The organism is Rhodanobacter sp. IGA1.0 (assembly GCF_040208325.1).
GTDB classification, from domain to species: Bacteria; Pseudomonadota; Gammaproteobacteria; order Xanthomonadales; family Rhodanobacteraceae; genus Rhodanobacter; species Rhodanobacter spathiphylli.
The window spans coordinates 2,488,039-2,502,385 of the sequence record NZ_CP157948.1 but is presented as its reverse complement, the minus strand read 5'-3'; the positions used below and the strand labels follow the sequence as shown (position 1 = coordinate 2,502,385).

Annotated in this window: 19 protein-coding genes and 1 pseudogene; 11 read left to right on the top strand and 9 right to left on the bottom strand. The window is 68.5% G+C overall.

What is annotated here, in order from left to right; translation table 11 throughout:
* Window positions 1–10 precede the first annotated feature (10 nt).
* Window positions 11–607, bottom strand: a complete 597-nt coding sequence (locus ABNK63_RS11370) for a LysE family transporter (protein WP_350015679.1) — start codon at window positions 605–607, stop codon at window positions 11–13.
* Window positions 608–694: 87 nt separating this feature from the next.
* Between ABNK63_RS11370 and ABNK63_RS11365 the strand changes: the two genes are divergently transcribed.
* Window positions 695–1,594 (top strand): LysR substrate-binding domain-containing protein, encoded by a 900-nt coding sequence (locus ABNK63_RS11365; RefSeq protein WP_350015678.1) that lies wholly within the window; start codon window positions 695–697, stop codon window positions 1,592–1,594.
* Here ABNK63_RS11365 and trxC read toward each other — a convergent pair whose 3' ends face one another.
* Entirely contained in the window at window positions 1,595–2,038 is a 444-nt protein-coding gene (gene trxC, locus ABNK63_RS11360; protein ID WP_007806330.1) for a thioredoxin TrxC, read from the bottom strand.
* 126 nt (window positions 2,039–2,164) lie between these two features.
* On the opposite strand from trxC, the gene ABNK63_RS11355 reads away from it, so the two are divergent.
* Window positions 2,165–2,569, top strand: coding sequence for a hypothetical protein (locus ABNK63_RS11355; protein WP_157581945.1), 405 nt, complete (start codon window positions 2,165–2,167; stop codon window positions 2,567–2,569).
* Window positions 2,570–2,574: 5 nt separating this feature from the next.
* Here the strand turns inward: ABNK63_RS11355 and ABNK63_RS11350 are convergent, their stop codons facing one another.
* From ABNK63_RS11350 to ABNK63_RS11335, 4 genes are all read right to left on the bottom strand, one after another.
* Window positions 2,575–3,504, bottom strand: coding sequence for a hypothetical protein (locus tag ABNK63_RS11350; RefSeq protein WP_350015677.1), 930 nt, complete (start codon window positions 3,502–3,504; stop codon window positions 2,575–2,577).
* Between the two features lie 49 nt (window positions 3,505–3,553).
* The gene (locus ABNK63_RS11345; RefSeq protein WP_007806325.1) at window positions 3,554–3,694 is read right to left on the bottom strand and encodes a hypothetical protein; all 141 of its coding nucleotides are present in this window, start codon (window positions 3,692–3,694) and stop codon (window positions 3,554–3,556) included.
* Between the two features lie 297 nt (window positions 3,695–3,991).
* Window positions 3,992–4,594: a peptide-methionine (R)-S-oxide reductase MsrB gene (gene msrB / locus ABNK63_RS11340; RefSeq protein ID WP_350015676.1), complete on the bottom strand. Its 603-nt coding sequence runs from the start codon at window positions 4,592–4,594 to the stop codon at window positions 3,992–3,994.
* 28 nt (window positions 4,595–4,622) lie between these two features.
* Window positions 4,623–6,344, bottom strand: coding sequence for a cytochrome c biogenesis protein DipZ (locus ABNK63_RS11335; protein ID WP_350015675.1), 1,722 nt, complete (start codon window positions 6,342–6,344; stop codon window positions 4,623–4,625).
* A 205-nt stretch (window positions 6,345–6,549) separates the two neighbouring features.
* Between ABNK63_RS11335 and ABNK63_RS11330 the strand changes: the two genes are divergently transcribed.
* Both ABNK63_RS11330 and ABNK63_RS11325 read left to right on the top strand, forming a co-directional pair.
* Window positions 6,550–7,137, top strand: a complete 588-nt coding sequence (locus ABNK63_RS11330) for a sigma-70 family RNA polymerase sigma factor (RefSeq protein ID WP_007806318.1) — start codon at window positions 6,550–6,552, stop codon at window positions 7,135–7,137.
* A gap of 4 nt (window positions 7,138–7,141) precedes the next feature.
* Window positions 7,142–7,795, top strand: coding sequence for an NrsF family protein (locus tag ABNK63_RS11325; RefSeq protein WP_350015674.1), 654 nt, complete (start codon window positions 7,142–7,144; stop codon window positions 7,793–7,795).
* Window positions 7,796–7,804: 9 nt separating this feature from the next.
* Here ABNK63_RS11325 and ABNK63_RS11320 read toward each other — a convergent pair whose 3' ends face one another.
* Window positions 7,805–8,287 carry a YajQ family cyclic di-GMP-binding protein gene (locus ABNK63_RS11320; protein WP_007806314.1) on the bottom strand — a complete coding sequence of 161 codons (483 nt, stop codon included), beginning with the start codon at window positions 8,285–8,287 and terminating at the stop codon, window positions 7,805–7,807.
* 135 nt (window positions 8,288–8,422) lie between these two features.
* On the opposite strand from ABNK63_RS11320, the gene ABNK63_RS11315 reads away from it, so the two are divergent.
* From ABNK63_RS11315 to ABNK63_RS11300, 4 genes are all read left to right on the top strand, one after another.
* The gene (locus ABNK63_RS11315; RefSeq protein ID WP_350017215.1) at window positions 8,423–9,556 is read left to right on the top strand and encodes an NAD(P)/FAD-dependent oxidoreductase; all 1,134 of its coding nucleotides are present in this window, start codon (window positions 8,423–8,425) and stop codon (window positions 9,554–9,556) included.
* Window positions 9,557–9,686: 130 nt separating this feature from the next.
* Complete coding sequence (locus tag ABNK63_RS11310; protein ID WP_007806311.1) at window positions 9,687–10,325, top strand: peptidoglycan recognition family protein; 639 nt, start codon at window positions 9,687–9,689, stop codon at window positions 10,323–10,325.
* The gene (locus ABNK63_RS11305; protein WP_350015673.1) at window positions 10,322–10,717 is read left to right on the top strand and encodes a hypothetical protein; all 396 of its coding nucleotides are present in this window, start codon (window positions 10,322–10,324) and stop codon (window positions 10,715–10,717) included. The genes ABNK63_RS11310 and ABNK63_RS11305 overlap by 4 nt, the downstream gene beginning before the upstream one ends.
* A gap of 89 nt (window positions 10,718–10,806) precedes the next feature.
* Entirely contained in the window at window positions 10,807–11,688 is an 882-nt protein-coding gene (locus tag ABNK63_RS11300; RefSeq protein WP_007806306.1) for an NAD(P)-dependent oxidoreductase, read from the top strand.
* Between the two features lie 13 nt (window positions 11,689–11,701).
* Here ABNK63_RS11300 and ABNK63_RS11295 read toward each other — a convergent pair whose 3' ends face one another.
* Window positions 11,702–12,586, bottom strand: a complete 885-nt coding sequence (locus ABNK63_RS11295) for a PhzF family phenazine biosynthesis protein (protein ID WP_350015672.1) — start codon at window positions 12,584–12,586, stop codon at window positions 11,702–11,704.
* A gap of 8 nt (window positions 12,587–12,594) precedes the next feature.
* The gene (locus ABNK63_RS11290; protein ID WP_350015671.1) at window positions 12,595–12,828 is read right to left on the bottom strand and encodes a hypothetical protein; all 234 of its coding nucleotides are present in this window, start codon (window positions 12,826–12,828) and stop codon (window positions 12,595–12,597) included.
* Here ABNK63_RS11290 and ABNK63_RS11285 point away from each other — a divergent pair.
* From ABNK63_RS11285 to ABNK63_RS11275, 3 genes and pseudogenes are all read left to right on the top strand, one after another.
* Window positions 12,809–13,417 carry a rhomboid family intramembrane serine protease gene (locus tag ABNK63_RS11285; protein WP_007806303.1) on the top strand — a complete coding sequence of 203 codons (609 nt, stop codon included), beginning with the start codon at window positions 12,809–12,811 and terminating at the stop codon, window positions 13,415–13,417. The two genes, ABNK63_RS11290 and ABNK63_RS11285, sit on opposite strands and share 20 nt — an antisense overlap.
* Window positions 13,418–13,509: 92 nt before the next feature.
* Window positions 13,510–14,004, top strand: a pseudogene (locus ABNK63_RS11280) (histone H1-like repetitive region-containing protein); the annotation flags it as partial.
* A 63-nt stretch (window positions 14,005–14,067) separates the two neighbouring features.
* A complete protein-coding gene (locus ABNK63_RS11275) occupies window positions 14,068–14,304 on the top strand; it encodes a hypothetical protein (protein ID WP_007806300.1) in 237 nt (78 codons plus the stop codon).
* Window positions 14,305–14,347: the final 43 nt, after the last annotated feature.

Here is a 14,347-nt window from a genome sequence, read left to right as displayed (position 1 = left end):
TCCGGTCAGCTCAGGGTTGGATCAGCAGCAGCGCGGCGCAGGCGACCAGCAAGGCGCCGCCGACGATGTCCACGCCGCGTCGCGCGACCGGCCGGGCCAGCCAGCGCGCCAGCGAGGCGCCGAGCGCGGCCCACAGCCACAGGCACAGCGTGGGGATCAGCACGAACATCGCCACCAGCAGCAGGTAATCGTGCGTTCGCGTGGCCTGCATCGCGGCCAGCACGGTAAGCACCAGCAGCCAGCTTTTCGGGTTGAGGAACTGGAAGCCGACCAGTCCCAGCGCGCCGGCCGGCAAGGGCGAGGAAGTGGTCGTGTCGCCTGGTGGTGACATCCCGGCGATGCACAGCGCAGCACCGAGCCAGGCCAGGTACAGCGTGCCGGCCAGGGCGATCCAGCGTCGCAGCGACGGGAGTGCCGCAAAGACCGCCGCAGCGCCCAGCGCCGTCACCGCCAGCAACAACAGGCCGCCGAGCACGATGCCGGCGATCATCGGCAGCGTGCGGCGCATGCCGGCCGTGCCGGCCGCGCGCAGGATCACCAGGTTGTTCGGGCCGGGCGTGATCGCGGCCACGCACAGCAGGCTGGTAGCAGCGAGCAGTTGCTCCATGGGTCGTTCTCCGCAATGGTCGAGTGTATCCATCGTCCGCCACGAAGCTGGTCTATGACGCGGCATCTATGGTCTAGAATTGCGACCATGAACGAGCTTCCGCTGAATGCCCTGCGCGCGTTCGCCATGGTCTACGCCCATGGCGGCGTGCGCGCCGCCGCGCGCGAGCTGGGCATGGCGCATTCCTCGGTGAGCCGGCACCTGGCCGAACTGGATCGCTGGTTGGGCGTGCCGCTGCTGCGTGCGTCGGCCGGTCGCGGCGCTCTGGTGTTCACCCCGCAGGGCGAGGCGCTGGGGCGTGCCAGCCTGGCCGGCCTGCGCGGCATCGAGCAGGCGGTGGCCGCGTTGCGCGAGACCCGGCCGGCGCATGCGGTGACGCTGTCGACCTCGCCGTCGTTCGCGATCCGCTGGCTGCTGCCGCGCCTGCCCGCGCTGGAAAAGGCGCATCCGAAGATCGAGCTGTCGGTGCAGGTGGAACAACGCCTCGACGCCATGGACGATGGCCGCATCGACCTGGCGATCCGCATGGGTACGGGGCCGTGGCCGGACCTGCATGCCGAGGGATTGATGGACGATGCGCTGTATCCGGTGATGAGCCCGGCGCTGTGGCAGACCTCCGGACGCCCATCGAAGCCGGGGCAACTGGCCGGGCTGCGGCTGCTGCACGACCGCGACCCGCAGGCGTCATGGGAAGCGTGGCGCAGCGTGCACGGTCCGGCCAGGCTCGCGTTGCAGGGCGGCGCCCGCTACACCTCGTCCGACCTGGTGCTGCGCGCGGCAATGCAGGGGCAGGGTGTGGCGCTGGCGCGCCATCGGCTGGCCGCGGACGAGGTCACGAACGGCAGCCTGTTGCGTCCGTGCGGCGAACTCGGCGTGCCGTTGGGAACTTCGTACTGGATCGTGCGACCGCCGGGGAAACCACGCGCGGCGGTGACCGCGGTGATCAACTGGCTGCGCTGGCAGGCCGCGGGCACCGCGGCGCGCTGATCAGCCGCGCGCCAGCGCACCCTCGACGAACTGCTGCAGCTGCGCCGCGTTCAGTGCGCCGGATTGCCGCGCGATCTCGCGGCCTTGCCTGAACATGATCAGGGTGGGAATGCTGCGGATGTTGAAGCGCGCCGCGATCTGCGGTTGCGCCTCGGTATCCAGCTTGGCCAGCCGCAGGCGCGGTTCGAACTTGCCGGCGGCCTGCACGAATACCGGCGCGAAGCCGACGCAAGGCCCGCACCACGGCGCCCAGAAATCCACCAGCACCGGCAGGTCGCCGCGGCCGGCGATCGCGTCGAAGTTCGCCGTGGTCAGTTCCGCCGGATGTCCCTCGAACAGCGCCTGCTTGCAGCGGCCGCAGTTCGGGCGCTCGGCCACGCGGTCGGCCGGCACGCGGTTGAGGGCGCTGCAGTGCGGGCAGGGAATGGCAAGCGGTGTACTCATGGCAAACTCCGATCTCCGGCGCGCGCCGCGCCCATGGGCATCAGATGGCGGCTGGCCAGCGTGAATCCAAGTCGAGTCCACAAGCCCGGAACCTCGCCGCTGCGCATCGGACTGCTTGCGCTGGGCATGCTGTGGACTTTGCCCAACAGCGCGGCGGGACTGTTGCTCGGCTGCATCGCACTGCCGTTCGGCGCGCGGATGCGCTGGCAGCGACGGGAGCGGGCGGTGGTGGTGCGGTGCTGGCCGTGGGGCGCGGGCGGCGCGCTGACGCTGGGCAATGTGATCGTGCACACCGGGCAGCGACTGGATGTGGCGTGCGTCACCTATGCCCATCGCGCCGGCCGATGCGTGGAGCCGGCGATCTCGCTGGCCGACCACGAGCGTGCCCATGTCTATCAATACATGCTGCTGGGGCCGCTGTTCCTTCCGGTGTATCTGTGGTGTGGCGGCATCAGCGCGCGCAATCCGCTGGAGCATGCGGCGGATCGTTACGCCCTCCACGGCCACGGCTGGTGGCCGTGGAGGGCGTAGGCGATTCAGCGTTGCGGCACGCGGCGCGCGTAACGACGCAGGTGATAGACACGGTGCACGTGGGACGCACCGAGCCAACCGCCCAGCGCAGCGGCGAGCAGCGACAGCACGATGCTCAGAAGCAGTACCCACATCGCCATCGCGGCGTAGTGCGTGGCCCTGTCCGCGGCGGCCTTCAGCCGTGCCTGGGCAGCGCTCACTTCGGGTGACAGGCTTTGCACCGCGGCATCGATATCGGCCTGCGGCAGGTCGGTATTGGCGGCCAGCAACGCCCTTGCCGTGTCGGGATGATTCGCCAGCAGCGCAGCGGTCGCCGCGCCGGCGACCCGCGGATCGAGTTTCGGTGCAGGCGGAGCCGCAGGCATCGGCGTCGCGCCGGTCTGCATGTCCGTCGTGGCGGCGGGGGACGCGGGGCTGTCCGCCGTGCGGATCTTCTGCGACAGCCGGGCCTGCAGCAGCACGCTGGCGTCGCTGCCCATGCGCTGCGCATCGTGCAGAAAGCCGACGGAGCGGCTCATGCCGTGCCGATGCATGCCGGCGGTCGCCGCCAGGCTGGCACCGCCACCGATCGCGCCGCCCATGCCCAGCGCCAGCAGCAAGCCGGAGGCGGCAATCGACAGCCCCCAGACGGTGATGCCATGCATCACGCCGGTGGTCTCGTCATCCCTGCCATCAAACCAGCTGGCAAACATGCCGCCGATCAGCAACGACACCACCCAGGTCAGGATCAGCCATGCCGCCGTGCCCATGCCGATGCCTTTCGCGGTGGCCTCGACGTCGTCGGGATCAAATGCGGTGAAACCCATCGCCAGTCCTCCGACATACAGCAGGAAGGCGATGCCAACCGCCACCAGCCAGCCGGCGACGATGGCGCCCCACCGCAGCGACGGCTGCGCAGCTTCCACCACCGTGCTTTCAATTTCCACCTGTGCCATGAAGTTCTCCTGGTAACCGGAACGTGACCGTCGATGTCGGGCGGCGGGCTCAGGTGCAGCCGCGCAGCAGGAACAACACGATCAGTACCGGAATCGGCACGCCGAGCAGCCACAACAGGACCCAGCCGATGCCGCCTTTCTGCTTCTGCCGATCCAGCTGTCGGCGATAGATTTCCATCACGGTTTTCATCGCAACCCTCCGTCATTCATGTCGATGCCGCCGCCGACGCGCGATGCCGGCGTGCTTCGCGCAGGAACGTTGCTACGGCCGCCGTGGTAACGACGTGACGGCGTGTCGGGATTCACCTGACCTGGTTCAGCGGCGTCGACGCATCGTCACGTGGCGCATGCAGGAACGAAAACGGGCGGGAGGCTTTCGTCCTCCCGCCCGCCTGGTTGACCGTCCGGGTGCATGGCCCGGTGAACGTGGTGCGCGTATTTTCTTGAACCGGGGGTTTCGAGCGACTGTTGCCGGGGTGTGTCCGACTCAGGCTGCCGTGCGCGGCACGAAACGCAGACCCACCGAGTTCATGCAGTAGCGCAAGCCGGTGGGGGCGGGGCCATCGTCGAAGACATGGCCGAGGTGGCTGTCGCAGCCCTTGCAGCTGATCGCGGTGCGGGTCATGCCGAACAGGTGGTCGCTGCGCTCGACCACGTTGCGCGCGGCGATCGGCTGCCAGAAGCTGGGCCAGCCGGTGCCCGAATCGAATTCGGTGGCGGCGTCGTACAACGCGGTGCCGCACGCCCTGCAGCGGAACAGGCCGGCCACCGCGGGGCGCTCGTGCTCGCCGCTGAACGCGCGTTCGGTGCCGTCGCGCCGCATGATGTCGTAGGACGCCGGCGGCAGGCGCTGCTGCCATTGGGCGTCGGTCAGCACCAGTCGCGGCATTTCGCGGGGGCCCAGATCGCGGCCGTGATCGTCGAAGATTTCCACCAGCACGTTGCCGGGCTGGCCGACCGGCGTGCTGGCCGCGGCACGCACGCGCGAGGCGAGCAGGCCACCGCCGGCCAGCAGCACGGCGCCACCGCCGAGCGCGGCACGCAGGAAGCGGCGGCGATCCATCGCGAGGGTTTGTTCAAGTCGTGACATGGCAACCTCCGGAACGGTGGGTGGGGAATCAGCCGAAGGTGAAGGCGAATGCCTGCACGCCCGGGTCGAGGAAGGTGATTTCGAACAGCCGCTCGCCACTGCCGCTGGCCTGGCGCACCAGCTGATAAAGACGCTGGCTGTCGACCGTGCCGTTGCCGTCGGCATCGGTATCCATGCCGTGGTCGGCGCCGGGTGCCTTGCCGTCGATGGTGACGCGGAAGCGGATCGGCTTGCCGTCCGCCGCCGGGCCCAGCACCAGATGCAGGTCGCGACCGCGGAAGCGGTAGACGATGGCGCCGCCGGCCTGCTCCAGCCGGGCATTCTCGTCGCGCACCGTCCAACGGCCGTCGAGCGACCACTGGTTGGCCGCCAGCGCGCCTGGCGCGTGATAGTCATGCGCGTCGTCGTGCACGACCCGGCCGCCGACGAAATTGCGGGCGCGGGCGTAGCCGACATAGGTTTCCGGCGAGCGGGTGGGATCGTCCGACGCGGCCGCCTCGACGCCGCGATGGTCGTCGCTGACGTAGCCACCGGGCAGGTTCTTCTGGCCTGCCTCGGTGAGCAGCTGGCGGATCACGTCCTCGCTTTGCCGGTACTCGCCTTCGCCGAAGTGGTGATGGCGGATCTGCCCCTGCGTGTCGATGAAGTAATGCGCGGGCCAGTACTCGTTGTTGAAGCCTTTCCAGATCGCGTAATCGTTGTCCAGCGCGACCGGGTAGTCGACGCCCAGGTCCTGCACCGCCTTGGCCACGTTGGCAGGGTCCTTCTCGAAGGCGAACTCCGGCGCATGCACGCCGATCACCACCAGGCCGTGGTTCTTGTACTTGTCGGCCCAGCCGCGCACGTAGGGCAGCGAGCGGATGCAGTTGATGCAGGAGTAGGTCCAGAAGTCGACCAGCACCACCTTGCCGCGCAACGATTCGGTGCTCAGCGGCGCGCTGTTGAGCCACTGCGTGGCGCCGGCCAGCGACGGCATCGTGCCTTCCACCGGCAGTGGTTCACCGGCCTTCAGCACCGGCTGGGGAGCGGGTGCCGGGCGTACGGCATTGATCAGCTTCTGTTCGATGCCGCCGGTGCTGGCCAGCGACACGCGGGTGAGCAGGCCGGTGTCCAGGCCCAGCGCGATGGCGGCCACGCCGCACAGCACCAGCACGCCCAGCGCCCGGCGCACCCATTCGCCGGCGCCCAGCGAGCGCTTCATCAGGGCGAACACCTTGCCGCCGATCAGCAGCGCCAGGCCCAGCGAGGTCGCCGCGCCGGCCGCGTAGGTGAGCAGCAGCAGGGTGGTCTGCACGCTGGCGCCATTCAGCGCCGCGCCGGTCAGCAGCAGGCCCAGGATCGGCCCCGCGCACGGAGCCCACAGCAAACCGGTGGCCACGCCGAGGCCGGTAGAGCCCCAGATCGAATCGCCGTCGGTGGCGGAACGTTGCGACAGGCGGTTGCCCAGCGCCACGAACGGGCGGGTGATCCATTCGGCCAGATGGGTGGACAGCAGGGTCAGGCCCAGGAAGCCCAGCACCACCAGCGCGATGATCCGGCCGTACTGGTTCGCGTGCACCGCCCAGCCGCCGCCCAGCGCCGCCAGCGTCGCCACGCCGGCGAAGGTGATCGCCATGCCCAGCAGCATCGGGAAGCCGTTGCGCATGAATGGCTTGTCCGATCGGGCGAACACGAACGGCAGCACCGGCAGGATGCACGGGCTGAGGATGGTCAGGACGCCGCCGAGATAGGCGAGGATCAACACGAGCATGGGATGTCATCCGTGGGTGGTTGTCTGGTCTTTCGCCGGGGGACCGTCGCCGGTTACCCGAGGTTTACGAGGTAACCCGGGCGGCGGATGCGGCGAAAGAGGGTGAGGGTCCCACGATGGAACACGCATGTCGCAAGCCTTGACTGCCAACGGCCTGTTGGGCCTAGATAGCGGACTTTGTTTGCGGACGGGTCCCCGCCGGATCGTGCCAGTCGACTTTACCGAAGCCCGCGACAGCGATTCGCCCGACCAGCGTCGGGCGGCCTGGATGGCGGCTGCCCAGGCCGGCGACCGGCGTGCCTACGAGAAGCTGCTGGCCGACTCGGTGGCATTGATCCGCGCCGCCGCGCGGCGCCAGGGCGTGGCGCCGGACCATCTGGATGACGTGGTGCAGGAAACCCTGATCACCGTGCATCGGGTGCGCCATACCTACGACCCGGCGCGCTCGTACGACGCCTGGCTGACCGCGATCGCCAGTCGCCGCGCGATCGACGCCCTGCGCAGCCGCGGTCGGCGCGACAGTCGCGAGGTGCACGACGAGTACGCCTTCGACAGCCATGCCGACGAAGGCGATGCCAGCTCCGCCACCGAGAGCGACGAGCGCGCGCAGCGCCTGCGCGACGCGATCGCCGAGTTGCCGCCGGGCCAGCGCGAGGCCATCGAGCAACTGGGCCTGCGCGAACGCTCGCTCAGCGAGGCGGCCGAGCTGACCGGGCGCAACACCGGCGCGCTGAAAGTGAACCTGCATCGCGCGCTGAAGGCGTTGCGCGAACGTTTCCACGGAGAACCCTGAGGCCATGTCCGAGCTGCGACCGCATGAGGCACTGATCGACCGGCTCGGCACCGAGCTGGTGCCGGTGCGGCGCCTGCTGCCGCCATGGCTGCGCACGGCGGGGTGGCTGCTGACGGTGGTGGCGATCGCGGCGTTGCTGGTGATGCATTACGGCATCCAGCCGATGCGCCTGCGCTGGGCGGCAACCCCCGACCTGGCGTGGGCCGGCCTTGGCGCGGTGGCGACGGCGATCAGTGGCGCGTGGGCGGCGTTCACGCTGGGCGTGCCGGGGCGCAGCCGCGCCTGGGCATGGCTGCCGCTGCCCGCGGCGGCGTTGTGGATCGGCGCCAGCGGACTGGGTTGCCTGCGCACGTGGATCGCGCCGGGTACCGAGGTGGCCGGCCTGCATCAGTCGGCCGACTGCCTGCTGTTCATCATCAGCTTCTCGGTGCCACTGTCGGCGTTGCTGGTGATCCTGTTGCGCCGCGCCTGTCCGCTGCGACCGGTGCGCACCGCGGTGCTGATCGGCCTGGCCAGCGCGGCCGCCTCGGCCAGCCTGCTGGAGATCTGCCACGCCTACGATTCGGCCGCCACCGACCTGCTGACCCACGCGGCGGCGGTGGCCTTCGTGGTGGCCGTCAATGCGGCGATGGGCGGACGCCTGTTGTCGAAGGCGTAGGGATTCCGTTCAATCCCGGAAGTTGTCGAACTGCAGCGGCAGTTCCACGTCCGCCTTGCGCAGCACGGCCATCGCTTCCTGCAGGTCGTCGCGCTTCTTGCCGCTGACGCGCAGCTTGTCGCCGTTGATCTGCGCCTCGACCTTGAGCTTGGCCGCCTTCAGCGCGGCCACCAGCTTCTTTGCCACCGGTTGCTCGATGCCCTGCTTGACGGTGATCTTCTGCCGCGCACCGCCCAGGTTCACTTCCGGCTCGCCCATGTCCAGCGCGCGGATGTCGATCTTCCGGGCGGCCAGGCGACCGCGCAGGATGTCCAGCATCTGCTGCAGCTGGAAGTCGCTGGGCGCGCTCTGGGTGATCACCGAATCGTCCAGCACGTACTTCGCGTCCACGCCCTTGAAGTCGAAGCGGGTGCCCAGCTCGCGGTTGGCCTGGTCGATCGCATTGGTCAGTTCGTGCTTGTCGACTTCGGAGATCACGTCAAAGGAAGGCATGGCGGTGGCTCGCTGGGGAACAGGCCCGGAAGTGTAAGCGATGCGACTGGGCGATAATGCGCGACCAGCAGCGGGCGGGAACCCTTATTCGTGAAAGTGGACGTGTTGATCATCGGCGCCGGCGCCGCCGGCCTGATGTGCGCGATCGCCGCGGGGCAGCGCGGGCGGCGCGTGCTGGTGGTCGACCATGCCAACAAGGTCGGCAAGAAGATCCTGATGTCCGGCGGCGGGCGCTGCAATTTCACCAACATGGGCACCACGCCGGCCAACTACCTGTCCGCCAATCCGCACTTCGCCAAGTCGGCGCTGGCGCGTTACACGCCGTGGGATTTCATCGCGCTGGTCGAGAAGCACCGCATCGCGTACCACGAGAAGGAGCTGGGCCAGCTGTTCTGCGACGATTCGTCGAAACAGATCGTGCGCATGCTGCTGGACGAATGCGCTGCCGCCGGCGTCACGGTGGAGGCAAGCTGCGGCGTGCAGCGCGTGCGCAGGACACCGGAAGGTTTCAGCGTGCACACCGCGCGCGGCGAGGTGCATGCCGAATCGCTGGTGGTGGCCTCCGGCGGCCTGTCGATTCCCAGCATGGGCGCCAGCGGCTTCGGCTACGAACTGGCGCGACAGTTCGGCCATCAGGTCTTGCCCGTGCGCGCCGGCCTGGTGCCGCTGACCTTGAGCGGCAAGCATCAGGAGCATTACCAGGACCTGGCCGGCGTGGCCTTGCCGGTGGTGGAAAGCCGCGTGGGCAGGCAGAGTTTCCGTGCCGGCCTGCTGTTCACCCATCGCGGGATCAGCGGGCCGGCGATCCTGCAGATTTCTTCCTACTGGCAACCCGGCGACGACCTGCGCATCGACCTGCTGCCGGACAACGACGTCGGCGCGCACCTGGTCGAACAGCGCGCGGCGCGACCGCTGGCCGAGTTGAAGACGGTGCTGGGCGAGATGCTGCCGAAACGGCTGGCGCAACGGCTGTGCGAGCAGTGGTTTGAGAATCGGCCGATGCGCCAGTACCGCGACGCCGAGCTGGTGCAGGTTGGCGCGCAGCTCAATGCGTGGCCGATCACCGCCAGCGGCACCGAGGGCTATCGCACCGCCGAGGTCACCCTGGGCGGCGTCGACACCGACGGCATCTCCTCCAGCACCATGCAGTCGAAGTTGGCGCCGGGGCTGTACTTCATCGGCGAGGTGGTCGACGTCACCGGCTGGCTGGGCGGCTACAACTTCCAGTGGGCGTGGGCTTCGGGCCAGGCGGCGGGCGCCGTGGCCTAGGGTCCTGATCCGCTCGGCACAAGTCACTTGACGCCCCCGGTCCGCGGCCGCAGCATCGCCGGACAGGATCTCCCGGCGCGGTTCGCTGGATGCCCGGGAACGCAGGCTCTTCATCCAAAGGAAGCAGGCCATGGCCACGGTGGAAAACGGCAAGCTGATCGACCCGGAAGTCGAAGTGAAGCTCTACACGTCGATCGAGCACGGCGCACTGACGTCGGTCGCCTCGATCGTGCTGCACCGTACCGATTCCTCGTCGGCCACCGGCACCCTGAGCGCCTACGAAGGCGGCAAGACCACCGGCGCGCATTTCCTGATCGACAAGCTGGGCAAGATCTACCAGACCGCCCGCGTCGACCAGGTCTGCTGGCACGTGGGCATCCTGGTGGCGCGCTGCCAGGCGGAAAGCAATTGCGATCCGCAGGAGCTGAAGACGATCACCGCGCTGCTCCACGAGAAAGGCCTGTCGTTCAGCACGCGGGCGAAGAACCTCTCGCGCCATGAAGTGGCCAAGACCTACCCGCAGCGGTATCCGGCCAACAGCGACTCGCTGGGCATCGAGGTGGTGGGTAAGTATGTGGCAGCTGACAAGGCATTCGAGCTGCCGACGCCGGAGCAGCTGAAATCGGTGAAGTACCTGGTGGACATCCTGGTCGCCCAGTTCAAGCTCAACCTGCTCAGCGACGTCTACGCCCACGGCGCGATCGCCCGCAAGGAAGTCTCCGAGGGCGCCCAACTGCTGCAGTCGCTGCTGACCGGAGCCAAGCCATGAGCGTGTTGCGGACGGTCGTGGTGGCGTCGCTGCTGGGCATCGCCCTGATCGCCTGCGCGCCGGTGCACCATGACGATGCGGTCGAGGTGGTTTCGCTGGCGCGGCAGATCGACACGTCGCGGCCCGACCATGACATGTGCAGCTCGCTGTCCCTCACCCGCGCCGACGTGGCGACCTATTTTCGGCTGGCCGACGAAGTCGATGGCGAAACCTTCCACGACGAGGCGATGATCCTGCCGTGCAGCTACAGCGGTTCGATCAAAATGTCGGGGCAGTTGCGGCAGTGGCAGATCTTCGCCGGCGGCGCGGCCTACCTGTCCGACAGCCACGGACTGAACAAGCGCTACCTGTGCCGGCAACGCTGCCTGGACGCGCTGCCCGGCCTGCAGTAGCCCGCCGCGCGCGACGATCCGCGGCGTTTCGCGATACCTGAACGCGACGCGTGCTTGACTGCGCGCTGGTTCATGTCGAGGAAGGTTTCATGAAAGTCGGATTCATCGGTCTCGGTGCCATGGGCAGCGCGATGGCCAGCAACCTGATTGCCGCGGGGCACAGCGTCACGGTGTGGAATCGCTCCGGGGCGGCGTGCGCGCCGCTGGCCTCACTGGGCGCCAAGGTGGCCAGCACGCCCGATCGCGCCGCCCAGGGCGACGTTCTCTGCAGCATGCTGGCCAACGACCAGGCCGTGCGCGAGGTATTCCTGGAACACGCCCTGCTCGATGCCATGGATCGGGGCATGGTGCATGTGAACCACGCCACCATCTCGGTGGCGCTGGCGCAGGAACTGGCGCAGGCCCACGAAGAACGCGGGCTGGCCTACGTGGCTGCGCCGGTGTTCGGCCGGCCGGACATGGCAGCGGCGGCAAAGCTCAACATTCTCGCGGCGGGTGCTCCCGCGGCGATCGAGAAGGTGCAGCCGCTGCTGCAGGCGATGGGCAGCAGGGTGTGGCCGATGGGCGGTGCGCCGGAGCGTGCGAACGTGGCGAAGATCGCGGGCAACTTCATGCTCGCCAGCGCCATCGAAAGCATGGCCGAGGCCACCGCGCTGACTCGTGCCTACGGCGTGGGTGCGGCGGACTTCCTCGAGGTGATGACGAACACGCTGTTCGCTGCGCCCGCGTATCAGGGCTACGGGCGACTGATTGCCGAGCAGCGCTTCAAGCCGGCCGGGTTCACCCTGCCGCTGGGCTACAAGGACGTGGGGCTGGCGCTGGCGGCGGGTGATGCGGCGCGGGTGCCGCTGCCGTTTGCCGGCGTGTTGCGCGACAGCCTGCTGGAAGCACTGGCCGCCGGCGACGAGGAACTCGACTGGTCGGCACTGGCTCTGGTGGCGGCACGCCGCGCCCATCTGGACGAGCGCTGAGAACGCTGCGGCGCTAGGAGAGCGCGGTGTCCCAGTGCAGGTCGCCGTCGACCACGGTACGGCTGCAGCCGCCCACCCAGATCGCCTCGGCGTCGATGTGCACGACCAGGCGCGCATCGTGGCCGATCTCGCGGCCCTGGCTGACTTCGTAGCCGCGAGCCAGCAGTCCGTGCGGTTCGGCGTGGGCGAGGTAGGCGGCGATCAGGCCGTTGGCCGCGCCGGAAGCGGGATCCTCGACGATGCCCACGCCGGCCGGGAAGGCGCGCACCACCAGTTGCCGTCCGCTGTCGGCGCGAGCGAATGCGCACAAGCCCATGCTGTCGCTCGCCTGGGCCAGCGCCAGGATCGAGGCGTGTTCCGGTTGCCATCCACGCAAGCTGGCCTCATCGGCGACTTCGGCCAGCCACCAGCGCCGGCCACCGTCGACCAGGGCGGGCGGCAGCAGGCCGGTACGGATGCCGGCCAGCGCCGCTGGCAGCAGGGGATGCGCATCCAGTCCGGTGGACAGCACGCGCTCGCCGGGCGATTGCAGCAGCAGCTCGCGTGTTTCGCCGTGGCCCACGATGCGGATCGGCAACACGCCGGCGCCGCATTCCTGCCACAGCATCCCGTCGCGTGGCTCGGCCAGGCCGCAGGCCAGCGCGGCATGGGCGCTGCCGATGCTGGGATGGCCGGCGAACGGGATTTCCTTGTGCGGCGTGAAAATGCGCACGCGATAGCTGGCCTTCGGATCGGTCGGCGGCAGCAGGAAGGTCGTCTCGACCAGGGCGGTCCAGCGGGCGAAGCGCTGCATCGCCGCGCTGCTCCAGGTGTCCGCCCCGATCACCACGCCCAGATGATTGCCACCGCCAGCGGTGGCCGCAAAGACGTCCAGGTGCAGATAGCGTAGCGGGCTCATGGCATTCATCAGGTCGGTTCACCGGGCGCCAGGCGCCGCGTAAAGCGCCGAATGATAGCGGGCGGGCGCGCCCGGCGGCAGTAACGATTCGTCATGTCGGTGCAGGCGCGGCGCATATGGGCCACGGCGGGGCGGGAGCTTTCCGCGAGCCGCGCATCGAGTCGACAAGCCATGGCGCTGGCCCCAAGATGCGTGTTTTTGCTGCCCGACGCGGAACCGTCCATGCTGATCACCTTGCTCATCATCGCCATCACCTGCATCGTCTCGTTCATGGCGTTCAACAACAGTCGCCTGATGAACGACCTGATCCTGTGGCCGCCGGCAATCACCCGTCAGCGCGAATACCACCGCCTGGTGACCTATGGCGTGGTGCATGCGGATGCCATGCATCTGCTGTTCAACATGGTCACGCTGTTCTTTTTCGGCCGGGCCATGGAGAGTTTCTTCGCCGCGCGCCTGGGCACGCTGGGGTTTGCGCTGTTCTACATCGGTGGCCTGGTGGTCTCGATCCTGCCGACCTATCTGAAGAACCGGGCCAATCCGAACTATCGCAGCCTGGGCGCTTCCGGTGCGGTGTCGGCGGTGCTGTTCTCCTTCGTCCTGCTGGCGCCGTGGTCGCGCATCATCGTGCTGGTGATCCCGATGCCCGCGATCGTCTACGCCGTGCTCTACACCGGCTATTCGATCTACATGGACCGGAGCGGGCAGGGCAACGTCAACCACAGCGCGCACCTGTGGGGTGCGGCTTATGGCGTGTTGTTCACCTTGCTGGTCGACCCTCGCGTACTGGGACATTTCCTCAACGCGCTGATGCAACCGACCTTCCGATGATGAACGGTTTCCGCATTGCGAAATGCCCGGCGCGGCCGAGGCGTGCATACTGGCACGCACTACGTCATCGATCACCGCAGGAGAACTGACGCATGGCCACGTCCAGAAAGTTGGTTGCCAAGAAGTCCGCAGCAGGGAAGACGGCTTCCCGCAAACCTGCCGCATCCACCAAGGCAGCTCCACGCAAGGCGGCCGCCCGCAAGGTCGCGGCGCAGAAGACTCCGGGCAAGAAGACGGGCGTCACCAAGAAGGCCGTCGCGAAGAAGACACTTGCCGGGAAGTCGGCGGTCAGGAAGCCGGTCACGAAGAAGGCTCCGGCCGCGAAGAAGGCGGCGGTGAAGAAACCCGCAGCCAGGAAGGTGGCCGCGAAGAAGCCCGTGGCGAAAAAGGCGCCGGCCAAAAAATCTGCGGTGAAGAAGGCCCCGGTGAGAAAGGTCGCGGTGAAGAAGGCGGCTTCCAAGAGGCCCGTCGCGAAGAAGGCGACCGCCCGCAAGCCGGCGAGCGCGAAGTCCGTGACCAGGAAGCCGGTCACGCAGAAACCTGCCGCGAAGAAAGCTGTGGCGAAGAAGCCGCTCGCGAAGAAGCCCGCGGCCGTGTCTGCCGTTCGGAAGGCCACGCCGCGGAAGCCGGCTGCCACCCGCAAGCCGCCGATGGAAGCGCCGATCGAGCACATCAGCCAGGAAGATGCCGTGGCGAAGATCCAGGCCTTGCTGGAGGCAAAGAACGAGCGGGTGCGCCAGGGGCCGACCTGGCCGGACGCCAATCCGGCCCAGCCGGGAGGCGGTCATGCCGACCTGCACCCTTCGGCGACCGGCGAGATCGAGGGTTCCGATGGCCGCGTGCTGGCACCGCAACGTGGCGAGCAGGCCAAGCGCAGCAAGCGCTGAGCCGCACCTGCCGGGTCGGGTGGGTTCATGGCCGGCGCGCGGT